The organism is Pseudoduganella chitinolytica (genome assembly GCF_029028125.1).
Taxonomy (GTDB): Bacteria; Pseudomonadota; Gammaproteobacteria; order Burkholderiales; family Burkholderiaceae_D; genus Rugamonas; species Rugamonas chitinolytica.
In genome coordinates, this window is sequence record NZ_CP119083.1 from 2249449 (window position 1) to 2266087 (window position 16639).

The following is a 16639-nucleotide window of genomic DNA, read 5'->3' on the forward strand; positions in this document are numbered from 1 at the left end:
GGCCTTTTCATCAACTTCCGCGCCCATGACCATCTCGCTCAAACGCCGCACCCTGCTGGCGGCAGCCGCACTGCCGATCATTCCCACGGCCTTCGCCAGGAGGCCGCTCACCCCCTTCGAGCGCATCGAAGCACGCTGGGGCGGCCGGCTGGGTGTCGCGGCCATCGACACCGGCACCGGCGAGGTCGTCGGCAATCGGCGCGACGAGCGCTTCCCCTTCTGCAGCACCTTCAAGAGCATCGTCGCCGCGGCCGTGCTGGCACGCAGCGTCGGCGAACCGGGATTCCTGGACAAGCGCCTGCGCTACACGCAGGCCGACATCAAGCCGCACTCGCCCGTCAGCGAGAAACACGTGGACGGCGGCATGACGGCAGCAGAACTGTGCGCTGCCACGATCCAGTACAGCGACAACGCGGCCGCGAACATCCTGATGCGCGAGTTGGGCGGCCCCGCCGCCATCACGGCCTATGCCCGCACGCTCGGCGACACGACGTTCCGGCTGGACCGGTGGGAAACGGAGCTGAACACGGCCATCCCCGGCGACGAGCGCGATACGACGACGCCGCTGGCGATGGCGCGCACCTTGCAGAAGCTGCTGGTCGAGGACGGCCTGCCGCCAGCGCAGCAGCGCCAGCTGAAGGACTGGATGGTGGGGAACACGACGGGCGACACGCGCATCCGCGCCGGCGTGCCGAAGGGAGCGACGGTCGCCGACAAGACCGGCACCGCCGGCAGCTACGGCGTCGCCAACGACATCGGCGTCGTCTACCTGCCGGAGCGCGCGCCGATCGTGCTGGCTGTCTTCACGCACAGCACGGACGAGCGCGCCGAGGCGCGCAGCGAGATCGTCGCCGAGGCGACTTCGATCGCGCTCAAGCGGCTGGACCCGGGTCCTTTCACGCGGCCGCGCTGACGGGATAGGTCCCCGGCAGCAGGATGTCGCGCGTGACGTCGCGCACGTCGCGCAGGCCACAGAACGCCATCGTCACATCGAGCTCGTTGCGGATGATGTCGAGGCAGCGCGTGACGCCCGCCTCGCCCAGCGCGCCCAGGCCGTACAGGAACGCGCGGCCGATGTAGACGCCGCGCGCACCCAGCGCGACCGCCTTGATGACATCCTGGCCGGAGCGGATGCCGCCGTCGAAGTGCACTTCGATGCCGTCGCCGACGGCGTCCACGATGGCCGGCAGCGCGCCGATGGACGACTGCGCGCCATCGAGCTGGCGGCCGCCGTGGTTCGACACGATCAGCGCATCGGCGCCGCTGGCCACGGCCAGGCGCGCGTCCTCCGGATCCATGATGCCCTTGATGATCAACTTGCCGCCCCAGCGCTCTTTGATCCATTCCACGTCGCGCCACGACAGGGTCAGGTCGAACTGCTGCGACGTCCACGACGACAGCGACGACATGTCGGCCACCTTCGGCGCGTGACCGACGATATTGCCGAAGTGGCGCCGCTGCGTTCCCAGCATGCCCAGGCACCAGCGCGGCTTCGTCGCCATGTTGACGAGGTTCGGCAGGGTCAGGCGCGGCGGTGCCGACAGGCCGTTGCGGATATCCTTGTGGCGCTGGCCCATTACCTGCAAGTCCAGCGTCAGCACGAGCGCCGAACAGTTGGCGGCCTTGGCGCGCTCGATCAGGCGGGCGATGAAATCGCGGTCCTTCATCACGTACAGCTGGAACCAGAACGGCCTGCTCGTATGCGCGGCCACGTCCTCGATGGAACAGATGCTCATCGTCGACAGGGTGAAGGGCACGCCGGCCTTCTCGGCGGCGCGGGCGGCCAGGATTTCGCCGTCCGCGTGCTGCATGCCCGTCAGGCCCGTCGGCGCCAGCGCCACCGGCATGGCCACGTCCTGCCCCACCATCGTGGTGGCCAGCGTGCGGTTGCTCATGTCGACGGCGACGCGCTGGCGGAACTTGATGGGGCCGAATTCGCTGCTGTTGGCGCGGTAGGTGGATTCGGTCCAGGAGCCGGAATCGGCGTAGTCGTAGAACATGCGGGGCACGCGCTTTTTCGCCAGCACGCGCAGGTCTTCGATGGAAGTGATGATGGTCATGCGGGAGCCTGTGACTTGGACATGGTCGAGATCATCCGGTATTTCCCGGCACTTGCCAACCGGCTGAGCGCGCGGGGGCGCGAACACTCAACCGGATGAGCGGTCGGCGGGCGTGGCAATGGATGCGCCAAAAGAAAAAGGCCAGATCCGGAGATCTGGCCTTTTCTTTACATCTGGTGCGGCTGGCAGGAATCGAACCCACGACCCCTTGGTTCGTAGCCAAGTACTCTATCCAGCTGAGCTACAGCCGCAAAAACTTCTCACTGAAACTTCTTACTTCGAACTGCACCCGCAAACTTCCGCCTGCGAGGTAAAACTGGTGCGGCTGGCAGGAATCGAACCCACGACCCCTTGGTTCGTAGCCAAGTACTCTATCCAGCTGAGCTACAGCCGCAAAACTTCACGAATTATAACAGTATGTCAACCGACTTCGTCGCACATACTGCCTACTGCGTTCTTACTACTGCATACTACTTTTACTGCTGGTCGGCAGACTTCCATCTGCTGACGAATTCTGGTGCGGCTGGCAGGAATCGAACCCACGACCCCTTGGTTCGTAGCCAAGTACTCTATCCAGCTGAGCTACAGCCGCATTGTCAAGCGAGTCGGCATTCTACAGTATCTATTACGGTTTGGAAAGCTGGATTTTTTATCCATCGTCTGGCTTGCCGCTTGCGCCACGCACCGACCCTTCCAAGCACCGCAGCAATACCGCTGCTTTCCCGCTTGTCCTTCGCCACGTTTGCTGCGAAAGGAGCAAGATTATAGGGTGACGTCGCGCTGTTGTCCAGAGCAAAATGCATCCCCATCGCACAGCCCGGCCGTGGGCCATTTCCATCGCCGTGCACTGCGCCATTGGTGTACGATGAAACACGTTTGCTTTCAGCTTAATACTTTTTCGCCTGATACGGAGTTGGCCGACGCGATGACTGCACAAGCCTGCAACAGCCTGGCCGAACTGGCCGGGCACGATTGGTCGCGCGCGGCCATTGGCCATCCCGAGACATGGCCGCACACGCTGCGCCTGACCCTCGACATCATTCTCAACGCGCCCCTGCCCATGCTGATCATGTGGGGGCGCCAGCAAGTCATGCTGTACAACGAGGCATACGTGGACCTGGTCGGCCCGGCCCAGCAGCCGGCCCCGGGCGGCCGCGTGCCGGCGATGCAGCCGTCCGCGTGGAGCTGGAACCCCGCGGCCATCGAAGGCGCCTGGGCCGGTCGCGCCCTCGCCTTTCCCGGCACCACGCTGCGCCTGTGGCGCCAGGACGGCATCAGCGAACAGCGCTTCGACCTGACCTACACGCCGCTGCGCGACGCCGATCGCACCGTGCAAGGCATCCTGTGCACGCTGGCGCCGCCCGCCGCGACCAGTGCACCGTCCGCCACGCGCCTGCTGCGCATGCTCGTCGTCGAGGACAACCTGGATGCGCAATACCTCGTGTGCGAAATGCTGCGCGCGTTCGGCCACGAGGTCGATGCCGTGGCCAGCGGCGAGGCCGCGCTGGAACGGCTGCGCCGCGGCGACATCGAGGTGCTGTTCTCCGACGTCAGCCTGCCCGGCATCTCCGGTGTCGAACTGGCGCGCCGCGCGCTGGCTGCGCAGCCCGGGCTGCAGGTGATCTTTGCCTCCGGCTACGGCGCCGCGGTGACGCAGCAGCTGGAGTTCGCCGCGGAGGCGATCCAGAAGCCCTACGAAATCGAGCAGTTGCAGGCCATCCTGGACCGGGTGGGCGCACGCATTCCGGCCTGACGCCGGCAAGCGGTCAACCGTGCGTGCGCCGGCCACGGCGTGACGCTACAATCGCAGCACGCTGGCCGTGCCGGTACCGGCGCCCTTGCGGGCGTCCCACCCTGTTTTCTAGATCGCTGCGACCAATCGATGATTCTCCCAACCGGGCCCGGTGACAGCCCACGCTCCCAGGCAGACCAGCCGCACGCCGCGCAGGAAGCGCGGGAGCGTGCGCGGCTGTCCGCAGGCCAATTGGCGGCCGCGCTGGGCAGCATCAGCGATGGCCTGGCCGTGCTGGACCGGGACTGGCTCGTCACCTACCTGAACCGTCCCGCCGACGACATGCTGCGCGCGCCCAGCCAGGCTGCCGAGGATGTCGTGGGGCGCGTGCTGTGGCAAGCGTTCCCCCACCTGGCAGGCACGCTGCTGGAAACGCAGCTGCGCCTTGCCCAGGAGCGGCGCCAGAACGCCACGTTCGAACTGTTCCACGCGTCGCGCCAGCGCTGGATCGAAGTGCGCGCGTTTCCGTTCGACGGCGGCGTCACTTGCACGCTGCACGACATCCACCAGCGCAAGCAGCACGAACGGGCGCTGCGCGAGAACAGCAACCGGCTGCAGGTCGCGCTGGCGGCGGGCAAGCTGGGCGACTGGACGTGGACGGCGGCCAACGACGTCGTCACGTGCGGCCCGCGCGCCGCCGAGATCTTCGATCTCCCGCCCGGCGAGGCCACTACCTGGAGCGCCCTCCAGGAACGCATCGTGGCCAGCGACCGCGCCGGCGCCCAGGCCGCTTTCCTGCAGGCGTTCACGGCGCGCAGCGACTTCAGCGTGGAGTGCCGCATCGTGCGCGACGGCGGCAGCGCCTGGCTGTCGGTGGCGGGGCACGGCTATTACGACGACGGCGGCCGCCTGCTTGGCATGACGGGCATGGTGCAGGACATCAGCGAACGCAAGGCCGCCGAGGACACCCTACGCCACAGCGAGGAGCAGTTGCGCGCGCTGGCCGACTCGATTCCGCAACTGGCGTGGATCGCCCACCACGACGGCCGCATGGTCTGGTACAACCGGCGCTGGCACGACTACACCGGCGTGCAGCCCGACGAGCTGGAAGGCGACGGCTGGTCGCAGGTCTACGCGCCCGATTGCATCGACGCAATGGTCGCGCACTGGCAGGCGTCGCTCGAATCGGGCCAGCCCTTCGAGATGGAGATCCCGATCCGCGGCGCGGACGGCCAGTACCGCTGGTTCCTGACGCGCGCCAATCCCGTGCGCGACGCTTCCGGCCAGATGCTGCGCTGGTTCGGCACCAGCACGGATGTCGACCAGGTCAAGCGCGCCCAGGAGGCCTTGCGCGACGAGACGAACATCCTGGAAATGCTGAACAGCACCGGCAACGCGCTGGCGCGCCACCGCGATTTGCAGCCGCTGCTGCAGGAAGTGACGGATGCGGCCACGCGCATCCTCGGCGCCCGGTTCGGTGCGTTCTTCTATCGCGGCAGCGACCGCGCGCCGGAGCTGTGCACGCTGGCGGGCCAGCCGCCATCCGGCCAGGGCGACATGGCCGGCAATGGCGCCGCGCTGCTGGCCGGCCTGGACCTGGGGCAGGACGACGGCGGGGGCGCCATGCTGCGCTGCGACGACCTGCTGCGCCAGCCGACCTGCGCGCCGCAGCTGGATCCGGCGCTGGGTCGCCACGTGCGCAGTTTGCTGGCGGCGCCCGTGGTATCGCGCGCCGGTGATGTGGTGGGGACTTTGCTGTTCGGCCATCCCGAGCCTGGCATGTTCGGCGAGCGTTCGGAACGCATCATCGGCGGCATTGCCGCCCAGGCCGGCGTGGCCATCGACAACGCGCGCCTGAACGAGGCGGCGCGCCGGGCCGCCGAGGAACGCATCGCCCTGCTCGACCGCGAGCGCAGCGCACGCGCCGAGGCCGAGCGCAGCAGCCAGATGAAGGACGAGTTCCTGGCCACGCTGTCGCACGAGCTGCGCACCCCGCTCAACGCCATCCTGGGCTGGTCGCAGATGCTGCGGCGGGGCAACCGGGGCGAGGCCGACCTGCAGAAGGGCCTGCAGACCATCGAGCGCAATGCCCGCGCCCAGGCCCAGCTGATCGAGGACCTGCTGGACATGAGCCGCATCATGTCCGGCCAGGTGTTGCTGGAAATGCAGGGCGTGCCGCCAGCCACGATCGTCGATGCGGCGATCGAGGCCGTACGTCCCGCCGCGCAGGCCAAGCAAATCGTCATCGAACGCGAGTTTGCGCCGTGCGCCCTGATTGCCGCCGATCCGGGCCGGTTGCAGCAGGTGGTCTGGAACCTGCTGTCGAATGCCATCAAGTTCACGCCGCCGGAAGGCCGGGTGCGCGTGACGGTGCGCGAACGCGATGGCCAGGCCGAGATCGGCGTCAGCGACACGGGGATCGGCATCGGTGCGGAATTCCTGGGTCACGTGTTCGACCGCTTCCGCCAGGCCGACGCATCGACGACGCGGCGCCATGGCGGCCTGGGCCTGGGCCTGTCGATCGTCAAGCACCTGGTCGAGCAGCACGGCGGCACCGTCACGGCCGCCAGCGCGGGCGAAGGGCAAGGCGCCGCATTCACCGTGTCCTTGCCGCTGGCGGGCGACCTGCCGCTGGGCGAGCGACCGCAGCGCCCTGCCGGCCTCGCGGCACCAGGCGCCCGCGCGGGCCGTCGCGACAACGAACCGGCCGACCTGCGCGGGCTGCGCGTGCTGGTCGTGGACGACGAACCCGACGGCCGCGACCTGATCAAGCGCGTGTTGGCCGACCGCAATGCGGAGGTGACGACAGCGGCCACGGCCGGCGAAGCGCTGGCACTGCTGCCGCGCGTGCGGGCACAGTTGCTGCTGAGCGATATCGGCATGCCGGACATGGACGGCTTCGAGCTGCTGGAACGGGTGCGGGCGCTGGGGCCGGCGGCAGGCGGCGACCTGCCGGCCATCGCACTGACCGCGTTCGCGCAGTCGGAAGACCGGCTGCGGGCCCTGGAAGCGGGCTTCCTGGACCATATCTCGAAGCCGGTGGAGCCAGCCGAGCTGATTGCCGCGGTAGCGCTCGTTGCCGCGCAATGCCGCGCCGCCTGAGCGCCGGTCACTGTTGTATTTTGGTCACTTCGCGATCAAAATACAACAAGCGTTTATGGGAAACATGTTTTCTCTCCCCTTCCTACCCCTGCACGCGGCAATGTCCTACAAGAAACTCCTGCAAATTTGATACACTCCAAACTCTGGAAAATCTTCCTTTGGAAAAAATTTTTCGATACGTGCGACGCAGCAAACCCTGCGGCGCTACACTTAGAGTTCCGCTCCAGGCCGAAAAAAACGCCGGAGCCAGTGTGCAAGATGAGGCGAGAAAAGATATGCCCAGCCCAGATGAGATCCTGAATGCCAAGATCCTGGTGGTGGACGATTGCGCGGACAATGTCGACCTGATGCTCGAGATCCTGCGTGAAGCCGGCTACACCGATGTCACGGCAACCATGCTGCCCGATCAGGTTTGCACCCTGCATCGACAGCATTGCTACGATCTGATCCTGCTGGACCTGCAGATGCCTGGCCTGAACGGCTTCCAGGTGATGAAGGGCCTGAAGGAAATCGAACAGGACGGCTACCTGCCCGTGCTGGCCCTGACCGCCCAGCCCGCGTTCAAGATCGCCGCGCTCGAAGCGGGCGCCCGTGACTTCATCAGCAAGCCGTTCGACCTGCTCGAAGTACACAAGCGCATCCACAACATGCTGGAAGTACGCCTGCTCTACAAGGAGCTTGCGCAGTACAGCAAGAAGCAGCAGGAACTCGCCCTGCACGATCCGCTGACGGGCCTGCCGAACCGGCGCCTGCTGGAGGACCGCATCGAGACCACCCTGCAGCATGCGGTGCGCAACCAGCGCAAGGCGGCTGTCATGTACCTGGACCTGGATGGCTTCAAGGCCATCAACGACACCCACGGCCACGCCTATGGCGACGAGATCCTGAAACTGGTCGCCCAGCGCCTGGTGGGTTCGTCGCGCAAGGAAGACACGGTGGCGCGCGTGGGTGGCGACGAGTTCGTCATCGTGCTGGGCGATGTCAGCGGGTTGGCCGACGCGCGCGAGCCGGCCTCGAAGCTGATCGAGGTGGTGTCCGAGCCCTATCTCGTGAACGGCATCACGCTGCGCCTGTCCACCAGTATCGGCATCGCGCTGTTCCCGGACGACGCCGCCTCCGTTGGCGACCTGATCCATGCTGCCGACAATGCCCTGTACGATGCCAAGCGCTCCGGCAAGAACCGCTACTGCGCGGCGCCGGGCAGCACCAAGGCCGCTGCCACTGCGATGGCGCATCAACTGAAGAACGTCGCGACCACCGTTGCTTGAGTCATACCCGTGGCGACGGGCCCTGGGCTGCAGGTCTCCGACCGCCAGCCCAGGGCCCGTCGCCAGCGTTGTACGACGCTACATCAAAACGGGGTCGCATCCAACGGGGTCGCATCCAACGGGGTGACATCAAACGGGCTCATCAAACGGAGTGACATCAAACCGGAGTGACATCAAACGTGGACAGGCACCTGCCTGGCAGCGTTCACGCTGCCAGGCAGGTGCCTGTCCCTGGATTGATTACCGCCGGATTACTGGGCCGCCGCCTCTTTTTCCTTGCCGCTCTCGGTCGATTCCTCGACCTTGCCGGCATGCTGGTGGTCCGCCTGGGCGTCGACCTTGTCCGGCGCCACTTCGATGCGGGTGATGCCCGAGTCGACGGAGATCGGGTCGCTGGCCGGGAACGTCATCTCGACGGCATCGTCCAGCAGCTCTTCCTTGGCTTTCTCCGCCGGCTGCATCTGCTCCTCGTCGGCCAGGGTGGTAATCGCCACGGCCCACTTGATGAAGTTCAGATTGGCCAGTTCGCGCACCGTGCGGATGTTGAACGCCTGTTGCAGCGCCCTGGCATCGTCCTCGCTGACACCGCGCAGCGCGCTGAGCGGCGCATCGGCCAGTTCCTTGAAGCACTTGCCCAGGTGTTTTTTGTCTACGACGGTATCGATATTCATGGTGGGTCCTTTCGTTTTTTAATTGCCGTGGTGTCTACGCTTTCAATATGGCATGGGGCAATGCGCATGTATGTGCGCAATCGAACAATACCGGGGCTGTTCCCGTTGCTGCGCGGACTTTTGACATTGCCATATGCGGTTGTTATGATCGTCAAGATGTTTACCTGACAAAACTGTTTCTCTGCGACGCGATCTGATCATAACTACAAAGTGCCCCAATTGGACAAACCAAAGATCCTCGTCGTTAACGATGATGCCAACAGCCTGTTCGCCCTGACGAGCCTCTTGGCACAGTGGGCCGAAGAGGAGCCCTATGAGGTAATCGCCGCCCGCAGCGGCGAAGAGGCCCTGCGCCAGGTGCTGCTGCACGACTTCGCCGTGATCCTGCTCGATGTCAACATGCCCGGGATGGACGGCTTCGAGACGGCCGAAGCGATCCACCAGCGCGGCCGCTCCGCCAACATCCCGATCATCTTCATCACGGCCTTCGTGGCCGACGAACTGGATCGCCTGAAGGCCTACCAGCGCGGTGCCGCGGACTTCCTGTTCACGCCCGTCATCCCGCAGATCCTGCATGCGAAGATTTCCGTGTTCGTCGCGCTGGCCGTGAAGAACGAGGAATTGAAGAAGCAGGCGCGCCAGCTGCACCAGCGCACCAACGACCTGATCGCCAGCAACAAGCGGCTGCTGCAGGAGATCGAGGATCGCAAGATGGCCGAACGGCAGAATCACGCCAAGGACGAGTTCCTGGCCATGCTGGGCCATGAGCTGCGCAATCCCTTGTCGGCCATCAGTAGCGCCGCCTCGCTGATCGGCCTGCCCGGCGTCGCGCAGGAAGGCGCAGCGCGCGCCAAGAAGATCATCCAGCGCCAGAGCCAGCACCTGGGCCGCATCGTGGACGACCTGCTGGACCTGTCGCGTGCGATGTCCGGCAAGATCCTCCTGAACCGGGTGCCGCTGGACCTGGCCGCGCTGATCGCCAACTGCCTGGAGACCTATCGCGCCACGGGGCGCACGTCGGATTACCATGTCAGCATGGAACTGGAGCCGGGCTGGGTCGAAGGCGATGTGACGCGGCTGGAGCAGATCTTTTCCAACCTGCTCGACAACGCGTTGAAGTACACGCCGGCAGGTGGCAGCATCGACATCGTCATGGAAGTCGAAGGCGACGACATCGTGCTGACCGTGCACGACACCGGCGTCGGCATTTCCGCCGAGCTGCTGCCTCACGTGTTCGACGTCTTCGTGCAGGGCACGAGCACGCTGGACCGGGCCCAGGGCGGCCTGGGCATCGGCCTGGCGCTGGTGCGCCGGCTGGCCGAACTGCACGGGGGCAGCGTGGAAGCCGAAAGCGCGGGAGCGGGGGCAGGCAGCACGTTCGCCATCCGCCTGCCCCGCATCGAACGTATCACCGAGACGAAGCCCGAGACCATGGACACGACAGAACAAAGCAAGCCTACCATCCTGCTGATTGAAGACAACGACGACGGCCGCGAGATGATGGCCATGATGCTCAGCTGTTACGGCTACGAGGTACAGCACGCGGCCGACGGCCTGCAGGGCATCGAGGTCGCGCTGTCGTACCGGCCCGACGTGGCCCTGGTCGATATCGGCCTGCCCGGCATCGACGGCTACGAGGTGGCCCGGCGCCTGCGCGCCAACGGCGACACGAGCGGCATCCGCCTGATTGCCCTGACTGGCTACGGCCTGGCCGAGGACCAGCGCCGCGTGCTGGAGGCGGGCTTCGACATGCATCTCGTCAAGCCGGTGGACATCGAAAGCCTGATGAAGGCGATCGGCAGCCTGACCAACCGGAAGAACTCGTCGGCACCGGCCGCCTGATGGGATGGGCGGGAGCGCGCCGCGCTCCCGCTGTGCTTACAGGCGCGGCTGGCTGGCCTGCGCGCCCTTGACGGTGACCATCGGCTCGGGCGGGATCATGTCGATCTCGTCCTTGCGGGCCTGGATGCGCTCCCCGAGCTCGACCAGGTCCAGGTCGGCCTTCTTCGCTTTCGGGAACATCTCGGTTTCCTCTTCCTTGACGTGGTGCTCGATGTACTCGCCCAGCACCTTCACCTTGGCGTCATACAGGTCGTCATGCGGGTCCATCGCGCTGATCTGGGCGATCAGGTCCTTGGCGGAAGCATGCTCGACGGTGGCTTCGTCGACCAGGTCGTCGCTGTCTTCCGCCTCTTCACGCATCGCCGGGTAGAAGATTTCCTCTTCCGCGATGGCGTGCTTGGTCAGCTCCAGGCAGATCTTGTCCGCGAGTTTCTTCTTGGCGACAAACGCCCGTTCACCCAAATCCTCGAACTCCTTGAACATCGCCTTCACTTCGGCGTGATCCTGCTTCAGCAGGGCGATGGCATCTTGCGGCTTGGCTGTGGCACTCATGGCTGCTCCTTGTGTTTCGGTTGGATGATGGGTACAGCTTGTCACTTTTGCAGCGTTATGTATGTGCGGCAGTTCACGATGGTGCCGGTGCGACATTTCCACAAAACCTCATGTATGATCCAGCCGTTACCGCTTGCATACAATAAAAACACCATGTCCGATATTGCACCGGAAGATCAGAACGTCGCGGCCCGCGTGGCCGAGCTCAGCGACCTGCTGGGACACGTCAACAGCACGTGGGACAACGAGCGCCGCTCGCTTGCGCGCCAGCTGCACGACAGCGTCGGTTCGTCGCTGACCGCCCTGACCATGCACCTGGGCCTGTTGACGGCCAAGCTGCCGGAAGACCCGCCGGCGCTGCGGGAGCGGGCAGCGCAGATGAAGAACCTGCTGCACACGATTATCGAGAACAACCGGCGCATGCAGCACAAGCTGTGGAACGACAAGCTCGAATTTCTCGGCATTAAGGTGGCGTTCAGCGAAGCGGTGACGGAATTCGGCGACCATTACCGGGTCGCGGCACGCTGCAGTCTGCCCGAGGAAGAGCCCTCCTGCTCGCGCGAACATGGCGTCGCGCTGTTGTTCGCGCTGGAGGAAGGGCTGCGCAACGTGGCCGCCCACGCGGGGGCGACGGCCGTGGACGTCATCGTCGACGACAACGAGGATGAGATCATGCTGACCGTGCGCGACAACGGCAGCGGTCCGGGCGCCCCCGAGGCGGGAGCGGACAAATACGGCCTGCGCCTGGTGCGCGAACGGGCCCGCCACCTGGGCGGCACGCTGGACCTGACGGCGCACCCGGAGGGCGGCAGCGCACTGACTTTGGTGCTGCCGAAGACCCGGGCCGCCGCAGCCCCTTAGCCGCGTTCAGTCCTGCCTGCGGCGCAGCCCGACGCCCAGCAGGACCATGCCTGCCAGCAGCATCGCGTAGGTCTGCGGTTCGGGCACGGCGATCACCGACACGGCGTCGAGCGACGTGCCCAGGCTGTCGCTGGCGCCGACCGCGCGAAACTCCAGTTCCGAGTAGCGCGTCAGCGCATGCACTGTCAGCTGCCGCATTTCCCAGTCGGCCGCGCCGTTGAACGTCCCGATGACGTAGCCTGCCCACAGCACCTGTACACCCTGCGACGACGGGTCGACGCCGTCGCGGTCACGGAAGGCGAACGACACGAGGTACTCCTGGCCCGGCCGGGTGCGGATCTGCTGGAACATGGAGCTGTTCCGGTCCGTATCGAGTTCCACGAAATTGTTGCCCTCGTACGCCGTGCCCGCGTTATCGTTGCGCACTTCGATGCCATGGGTATCGCTGAGCCATTCGCCCACCTGGCCCACGATGACATACTCGCCGGCCGGCACGGGCACCGCTTCGAAGCTGCCGTCCAGGGCAAGATTGGTGGCGGCGCCGGCAGCCGCCGATGTCGCCAGTACTGCGCAGGCCGTCAGCGCCTGCAAGGATTTACGGACCATGGCATGCTCCTTGGTGAGGTTGCGTGATGGGAGTACAGCCAGACCATGGTACGCCGCCGCCGTTGCCTGCAATTTAATTATTTCTGTTTAACAGTTTACTGTTGGTTCGACGCCCGTCGCGAATGACGAATGTTACATCGGCGCATTGTCGGCACGGCGCCCTACAGCCAGATGCGGAACAGCCAGTAGCTTTCGTCCGTCAGTGCCAGGCGCAGCAGCTCGGCCGGGCTGTCGCCCGCGATGGCACGCGCCTCGCGCGACAGGTGGGCCTGGTCGGCAAAGCCGCCTGCGGCGGCCACGTCGGCCAGGCTGACCCTGCCTTCTTGGGCCTGCAACGCCACGCGTGCGGCGACCAGCGAACGCTCGGCCCGGTCCAGCCGGCGCAACGTGCGCAGCGGATGACCGGCCCACGCCCGCACCCGGCGCTCCGCCATGCGGGCGCTGCGGCCCACGCCGGCGGCGGCCGCACGCACGGCCAGCGCCTGCACCCAGTCGCGCGCCTGCACCAGTGCACCGTCGCCCCGCAGCACGCGCCAACGCTGCTCCAGTCCGGTTTCGAATACGGCAATGCGGTCGTCGTCCGTGGCGGCGGCCAGGACGTCGTCGGACAGCCGTTGCCACCACGGATCCAGCACGTCGGCCAGCGGCGCCATGCGGTCCAGCTGGGCGGCCATGTCGAGTCCCGTCAGCCGGTGCATGGCATCGGCAAACAGCATCACCGTCATGCCATGCACGGGCCCCGGATTGGCGGTTACGAACGGGCGCGACTGCGGCCCGCAGAACAACGCCTGTCCCGGCCGCAGCCACGTATCGATGGCCGGGTCGTCGACGGCCGGCACGACGAGCTGCGCGCTGCCCTCGAACAGCCAGGTGATGGTGCAAAAGGGCGTGGCCGGGAAACGGTTCAGCCGCTGCGGCGGCGCCAGCGGCGCGCAGCCCACCGTGCTGCGCACAACCCACGCGCGCACGCACGACGCCAGCGGCACGCGGGGCGCGACCAGGCGGGCGACGGTGGGCGGATAGGCTGGCTCTTCCATGGAGCCATTGTAATGGCAAGGCTGCGGGCGACCCGGGCTTTTTCGGCATGTCGCAAACTTTCAAGACGGCCCGGCACTGGCCCGGCACACTGCCGCCATCACCTCGCCAGGAGAGCCCATGCCATCGTCCCACCGCACCATCGCCACCCTGCCCGGCCCGCGCGGCCTGCCGCTGCTGGGCAGTGCGCTGCAACTGCACCCCCGCACCATCCATCGCACCATGGAAGCCTGGAGCCACCGCTACGGGCCCATGTTCCGCGTGCGGCTCGGCTCGCGCGAGGCGGTCGTGCTGGCCGATGCGGAGGCCATCGGCGCCGTGTTGCGCGACCGGCCGGACGGCTTCAGCCGGCCCGTCGTGACGGCCGACGTGACGCGTGAGCTGGGCGGCCTGCCCGGCCTGACGCTGGCCGAGGGCGACGACTGGCGCCGCCAGCGCCGCATGGCGATGCAGGCGTTCGCGCCCGGCTTCGTCAAGGCCTACCTGCCGCGCCTGGCCCAGGTCGGCGTGCGGCTGGCGGCGCGCTGGCAGGGCGCCGCCGCGGCCGGGCAGCCGGTCGCGTTGTCCGCCGACCTGAAACGCTACGCGGTCGATGTCGTCGCCGGGCTGGCATTTGGCGCGGACATCGATACCGTGAACGCCGGCACGCACGACCTGCAGGACCATATCGACACGGTACTGGCCGGTGTGGCGCGGCGCTCGCTTGCACCGCTGCCGTACTGGCGCTGGCTGCCCCTGCCGGCGGAGCGCCGGCTGGTGGCCAGCGTGGCGGCACTGCAGGCCGCCATCGACGGCTTCGTCGCCAGCGGCCGCGCGGCCATGGCGGCCGATCCGGCCCTGCGCTCGCACCCGGCCAACCTGCTGCAGGCGCTGATCGCGGCGGCCGACGAACCCGGCAGCGGGCTTGGCGACGCCGAGGTCGCGGGCAACGTGGCCACCATGCTGATGGCAGGCGAGGACACCACCGCCAGCGCGCTGTCCTGGCTGGCCTGGCTGCTGGCGCACCATCCGGATGCGTTGCGTAGGGCCCGCGACGAAGTGCGTGCCACGGTCCCCGACCTGGCGCTTATCACGCCGGCGCAAGCGGACGCGCTGGACTACGTCGAGGCCTGCGCGCTGGAGGCGATGCGGTTGAAACCGCCGGCGCCGTTCATCCCGCTGCAGGCGCTGCGTCCGACGGTGGTGCGAGGCGTCGCGCTGCCGGCCGGCACGCTGCTCTGGTGCGTGCTGCGCCACGCCAGCGTCGACGAAGCGCTGCTCGCGAATGCGGCGCAATTCCGGCCGGAGCGCTGGCTGCCGGGCGGCGACGCGACGACGCCGGCCGCGCGCCAGGCGGTGCTGCCATTCGGCGCGGGCGCCCGCACGTGCCCCGGGCGCTACCTGGCGTTGCTGGAAATGAAGGTAGCGCTGGTGGCGCTGCTGGGCCAGTTCGAGCTGGACAGCGTGACGGCCGCCGGTGGCGCGGACCCGGCCGAGGTGCTGGGGTTCGTGATGGCGCCGACGCCTTTGCGGATGACGCTGCGCCCGCGCGCAGCCGGCCCCGGCGCCGGCCGGCTCAATGCAGCTTGACGTGCGGCGTGGAGCGCTTGATCAGAAAGCGTGCCAGCGCCAGCACGCCCGTGCGCAGCGTGCCCATGATGGCCTGGTGGTGCATCAGGTGCAGGCTCGTGTACATCAAGCGCGCGAAAGTGCCCTCGACAAACCAGTTGCTGCCCTGTAGTGAACCCATCAGGCTGCCGACGGACGTCGACGAGCCGAACGACACCAGCGAGCCGTAGTCGCGGTAGACGTACGGCTTGTTGCGCGGCGGTTTTCCCTGCTCCTTGCGCAGCAGCGCGTCCAGCAGGTAGTCGGCTTGCTGGTGTGCTGCCTGCGCGCGCGGCGGCACTGGCTTGCCGTCGGCGCCGATGCACATCGCGCAATCGCCCAACGCGTAGATGTCGGGGAAGCCCTTCACTACCAGTTCGCCGGTGACGTCGAGCTGGCCGCCCTTGACCGTCGGCAGGCCCAGTTTCGCAAGCAAGTCCGGCGCCTTGATACCGGCGGCCCACACGGTGATGTCGGACGGGTAGACGGTGCCATTGCCCACCGTGACCTGGTCGGGCTCGATCTTCGTGACACGGGTTTCCGCGCTGACCTTGACGCCCCGTTCGCCCAGCAGCTTGACGGCCGCCGCCGATACCCGCTCCGGCAGCGGCGCGAGGATCCGTGGCGCGCCCTCCAGGATCGTGATGCGGACGTCCTGCAGCGGCTGCAGGTGGCCGAAGCCGTAGGCCGCATACACCCCGCTGGCTTCGCGCAGTTCGGCCGCCAGCTCGACGCCGGTGGCGCCACCGCCGATGATGACGATGTCGATGCCCTGGCTGTTGGCCTGCTCGTTCTTGGCCGTGGCGGCCTTCGCCAGCAATTTCAGCAGCGTCAGCCGGAAACGCTCGGCGTCTTCGGTGGCATTCAGCGAGATCGTGTATTCCTGGGCGCCCGGCACGCCGAAGTAATTGGACGTGCTGCCCACGGCCAGCACGAGCGAATCGTAACCGATGCGCCGCTGCGGCAGCACCGTCTCGCCGGACTGTGTTTCGATGGGACTGACGGTGATGGTGTGGGCGCTGGCGTCAAGCGCTTCCAGCGCGCCGTAGACATAGGTAAAGCCGTTGTCGTGCGCCAGCATCTGGTACGACAGGCCTTCCGCGTGGATGTCCAGCGTGCCCGCCGCCACCTCGTGCAGCGACGGCTTCCAGATGTGGTACAGCCGGCTGTCCACCAGCATGACCCTGGTCGGCCCCAGTTTGCGGCCCAGTTTGCAGGCCAGCTCCAGGCCGCCCGCCCCGCCTCCTACGATGACATATTTGCTGTGCAAACGTTCCTCCCTGGTTGATTGGCGGCCGGCCCGGCTGGCTCATGCTGCGACGA

Annotated in this window: 13 protein-coding genes and 3 tRNA genes; 7 read left to right on the forward strand and 9 right to left on the reverse strand. The window is 66.9% G+C overall.

Translation table 11 applies throughout. The features are described 5' to 3' along the window. The first annotated feature begins 25 nt into the window (after nucleotides 1–25). Entirely contained in the window at nucleotides 26–913 is an 888-nt protein-coding gene (bla, locus tag PX653_RS09935) for a class A beta-lactamase (protein WP_277417729.1), read from the forward strand. Here the strand turns inward: bla and PX653_RS09940 are convergent. The 4 genes from PX653_RS09940 to PX653_RS09955 all read right to left on the reverse strand — a co-directional run bounded on the left by PX653_RS09940 (nucleotide 897) and on the right by PX653_RS09955 (nucleotide 2652). Continuing rightward, nucleotides 897–2060: an alpha-hydroxy acid oxidase gene (locus PX653_RS09940; protein ID WP_277417730.1), complete on the reverse strand. Its 1164-nt coding sequence runs from the start codon at nucleotides 2058–2060 to the stop codon at nucleotides 897–899. The two genes, bla and PX653_RS09940, sit on opposite strands and share 17 nt — an antisense overlap. A 174-nt stretch (nucleotides 2061–2234) precedes the next feature. Continuing rightward, a tRNA-Arg gene (locus tag PX653_RS09945) sits at nucleotides 2235–2311 on the reverse strand. Nucleotides 2312–2377: 66 nt separating this feature from the next. Further along, a tRNA-Arg gene (locus PX653_RS09950) sits at nucleotides 2378–2454 on the reverse strand. Nucleotides 2455–2575: 121 nt separating this feature from the next. Further along, nucleotides 2576–2652: transfer RNA gene (locus PX653_RS09955), tRNA-Arg, on the reverse strand. Between the two features lie 333 nt (nucleotides 2653–2985). On the opposite strand from PX653_RS09955, the gene PX653_RS09960 reads away from it, so the two are divergent. The 3 genes from PX653_RS09960 to PX653_RS09970 all read left to right on the forward strand — a co-directional run bounded on the left by PX653_RS09960 (nucleotide 2986) and on the right by PX653_RS09970 (nucleotide 8162). Next, the gene (locus PX653_RS09960) at nucleotides 2986–3813 is read left to right on the forward strand and encodes a response regulator (protein WP_277417731.1); all 828 of its coding nucleotides are present in this window, start codon (nucleotides 2986–2988) and stop codon (nucleotides 3811–3813) included. Nucleotides 3814–3942: 129 nt separating this feature from the next. Then, nucleotides 3943–6894, forward strand: a complete 2952-nt coding sequence (locus tag PX653_RS09965; RefSeq protein ID WP_277417732.1) for a hybrid sensor histidine kinase/response regulator — start codon at nucleotides 3943–3945, stop codon at nucleotides 6892–6894. Between the two features lie 275 nt (nucleotides 6895–7169). After that, nucleotides 7170–8162 carry a diguanylate cyclase domain-containing protein gene (locus tag PX653_RS09970; protein ID WP_277417733.1) on the forward strand — a complete coding sequence of 331 codons (993 nt, stop codon included), beginning with the start codon at nucleotides 7170–7172 and terminating at the stop codon, nucleotides 8160–8162. A gap of 251 nt (nucleotides 8163–8413) precedes the next feature. Here PX653_RS09970 and PX653_RS09975 read toward each other — a convergent pair whose 3' ends face one another. Then, nucleotides 8414–8833 carry a hypothetical protein gene (locus PX653_RS09975; protein ID WP_277417734.1) on the reverse strand — a complete coding sequence of 140 codons (420 nt, stop codon included), beginning with the start codon at nucleotides 8831–8833 and terminating at the stop codon, nucleotides 8414–8416. Nucleotides 8834–9043: 210 nt separating this feature from the next. Here PX653_RS09975 and PX653_RS09980 point away from each other — a divergent pair, with 210 nt between their 5' ends. Then, nucleotides 9044–10675 carry a response regulator gene (locus PX653_RS09980; protein WP_277417735.1) on the forward strand — a complete coding sequence of 544 codons (1632 nt, stop codon included), beginning with the start codon at nucleotides 9044–9046 and terminating at the stop codon, nucleotides 10673–10675. 36 nt (nucleotides 10676–10711) lie between these two features. Here PX653_RS09980 and PX653_RS09985 read toward each other — a convergent pair whose 3' ends face one another. Beyond that, nucleotides 10712–11227 (reverse strand): hemerythrin domain-containing protein, encoded by a 516-nt coding sequence (locus PX653_RS09985; protein ID WP_277417736.1) that lies wholly within the window; start codon nucleotides 11225–11227, stop codon nucleotides 10712–10714. 153 nt (nucleotides 11228–11380) lie between these two features. On the opposite strand from PX653_RS09985, the gene PX653_RS09990 reads away from it, so the two are divergent. Continuing rightward, the gene (locus tag PX653_RS09990) at nucleotides 11381–12088 is read left to right on the forward strand and encodes a sensor histidine kinase (RefSeq protein ID WP_277417737.1); all 708 of its coding nucleotides are present in this window, start codon (nucleotides 11381–11383) and stop codon (nucleotides 12086–12088) included. A 6-nt stretch (nucleotides 12089–12094) separates the two neighbouring features. On the opposite strand, the gene PX653_RS09995 is transcribed toward PX653_RS09990, so the two are convergent. Together PX653_RS09995 and PX653_RS10000 are read right to left on the reverse strand one after the other, a co-directional pair. Then, a complete protein-coding gene (locus tag PX653_RS09995; RefSeq protein WP_277417738.1) occupies nucleotides 12095–12694 on the reverse strand; it encodes a PEP-CTERM sorting domain-containing protein in 600 nt (199 codons plus the stop codon). Between the two features lie 161 nt (nucleotides 12695–12855). Beyond that, a complete protein-coding gene (locus PX653_RS10000; protein ID WP_277417739.1) occupies nucleotides 12856–13731 on the reverse strand; it encodes a helix-turn-helix domain-containing protein in 876 nt (291 codons plus the stop codon). 118 nt (nucleotides 13732–13849) lie between these two features. Between PX653_RS10000 and PX653_RS10005 the strand changes: the two genes are divergently transcribed. Further along, complete coding sequence (locus PX653_RS10005; RefSeq protein ID WP_277417740.1) at nucleotides 13850–15298, forward strand: cytochrome P450; 1449 nt, start codon at nucleotides 13850–13852, stop codon at nucleotides 15296–15298. Here PX653_RS10005 and PX653_RS10010 read toward each other — a convergent pair. Beyond that, nucleotides 15285–16586 (reverse strand): NAD(P)/FAD-dependent oxidoreductase, encoded by a 1302-nt coding sequence (locus PX653_RS10010; protein ID WP_277417741.1) that lies wholly within the window; start codon nucleotides 16584–16586, stop codon nucleotides 15285–15287. The two genes, PX653_RS10005 and PX653_RS10010, sit on opposite strands and share 14 nt — an antisense overlap. Between the last annotated feature and the right edge of the window lie 53 nt (nucleotides 16587–16639).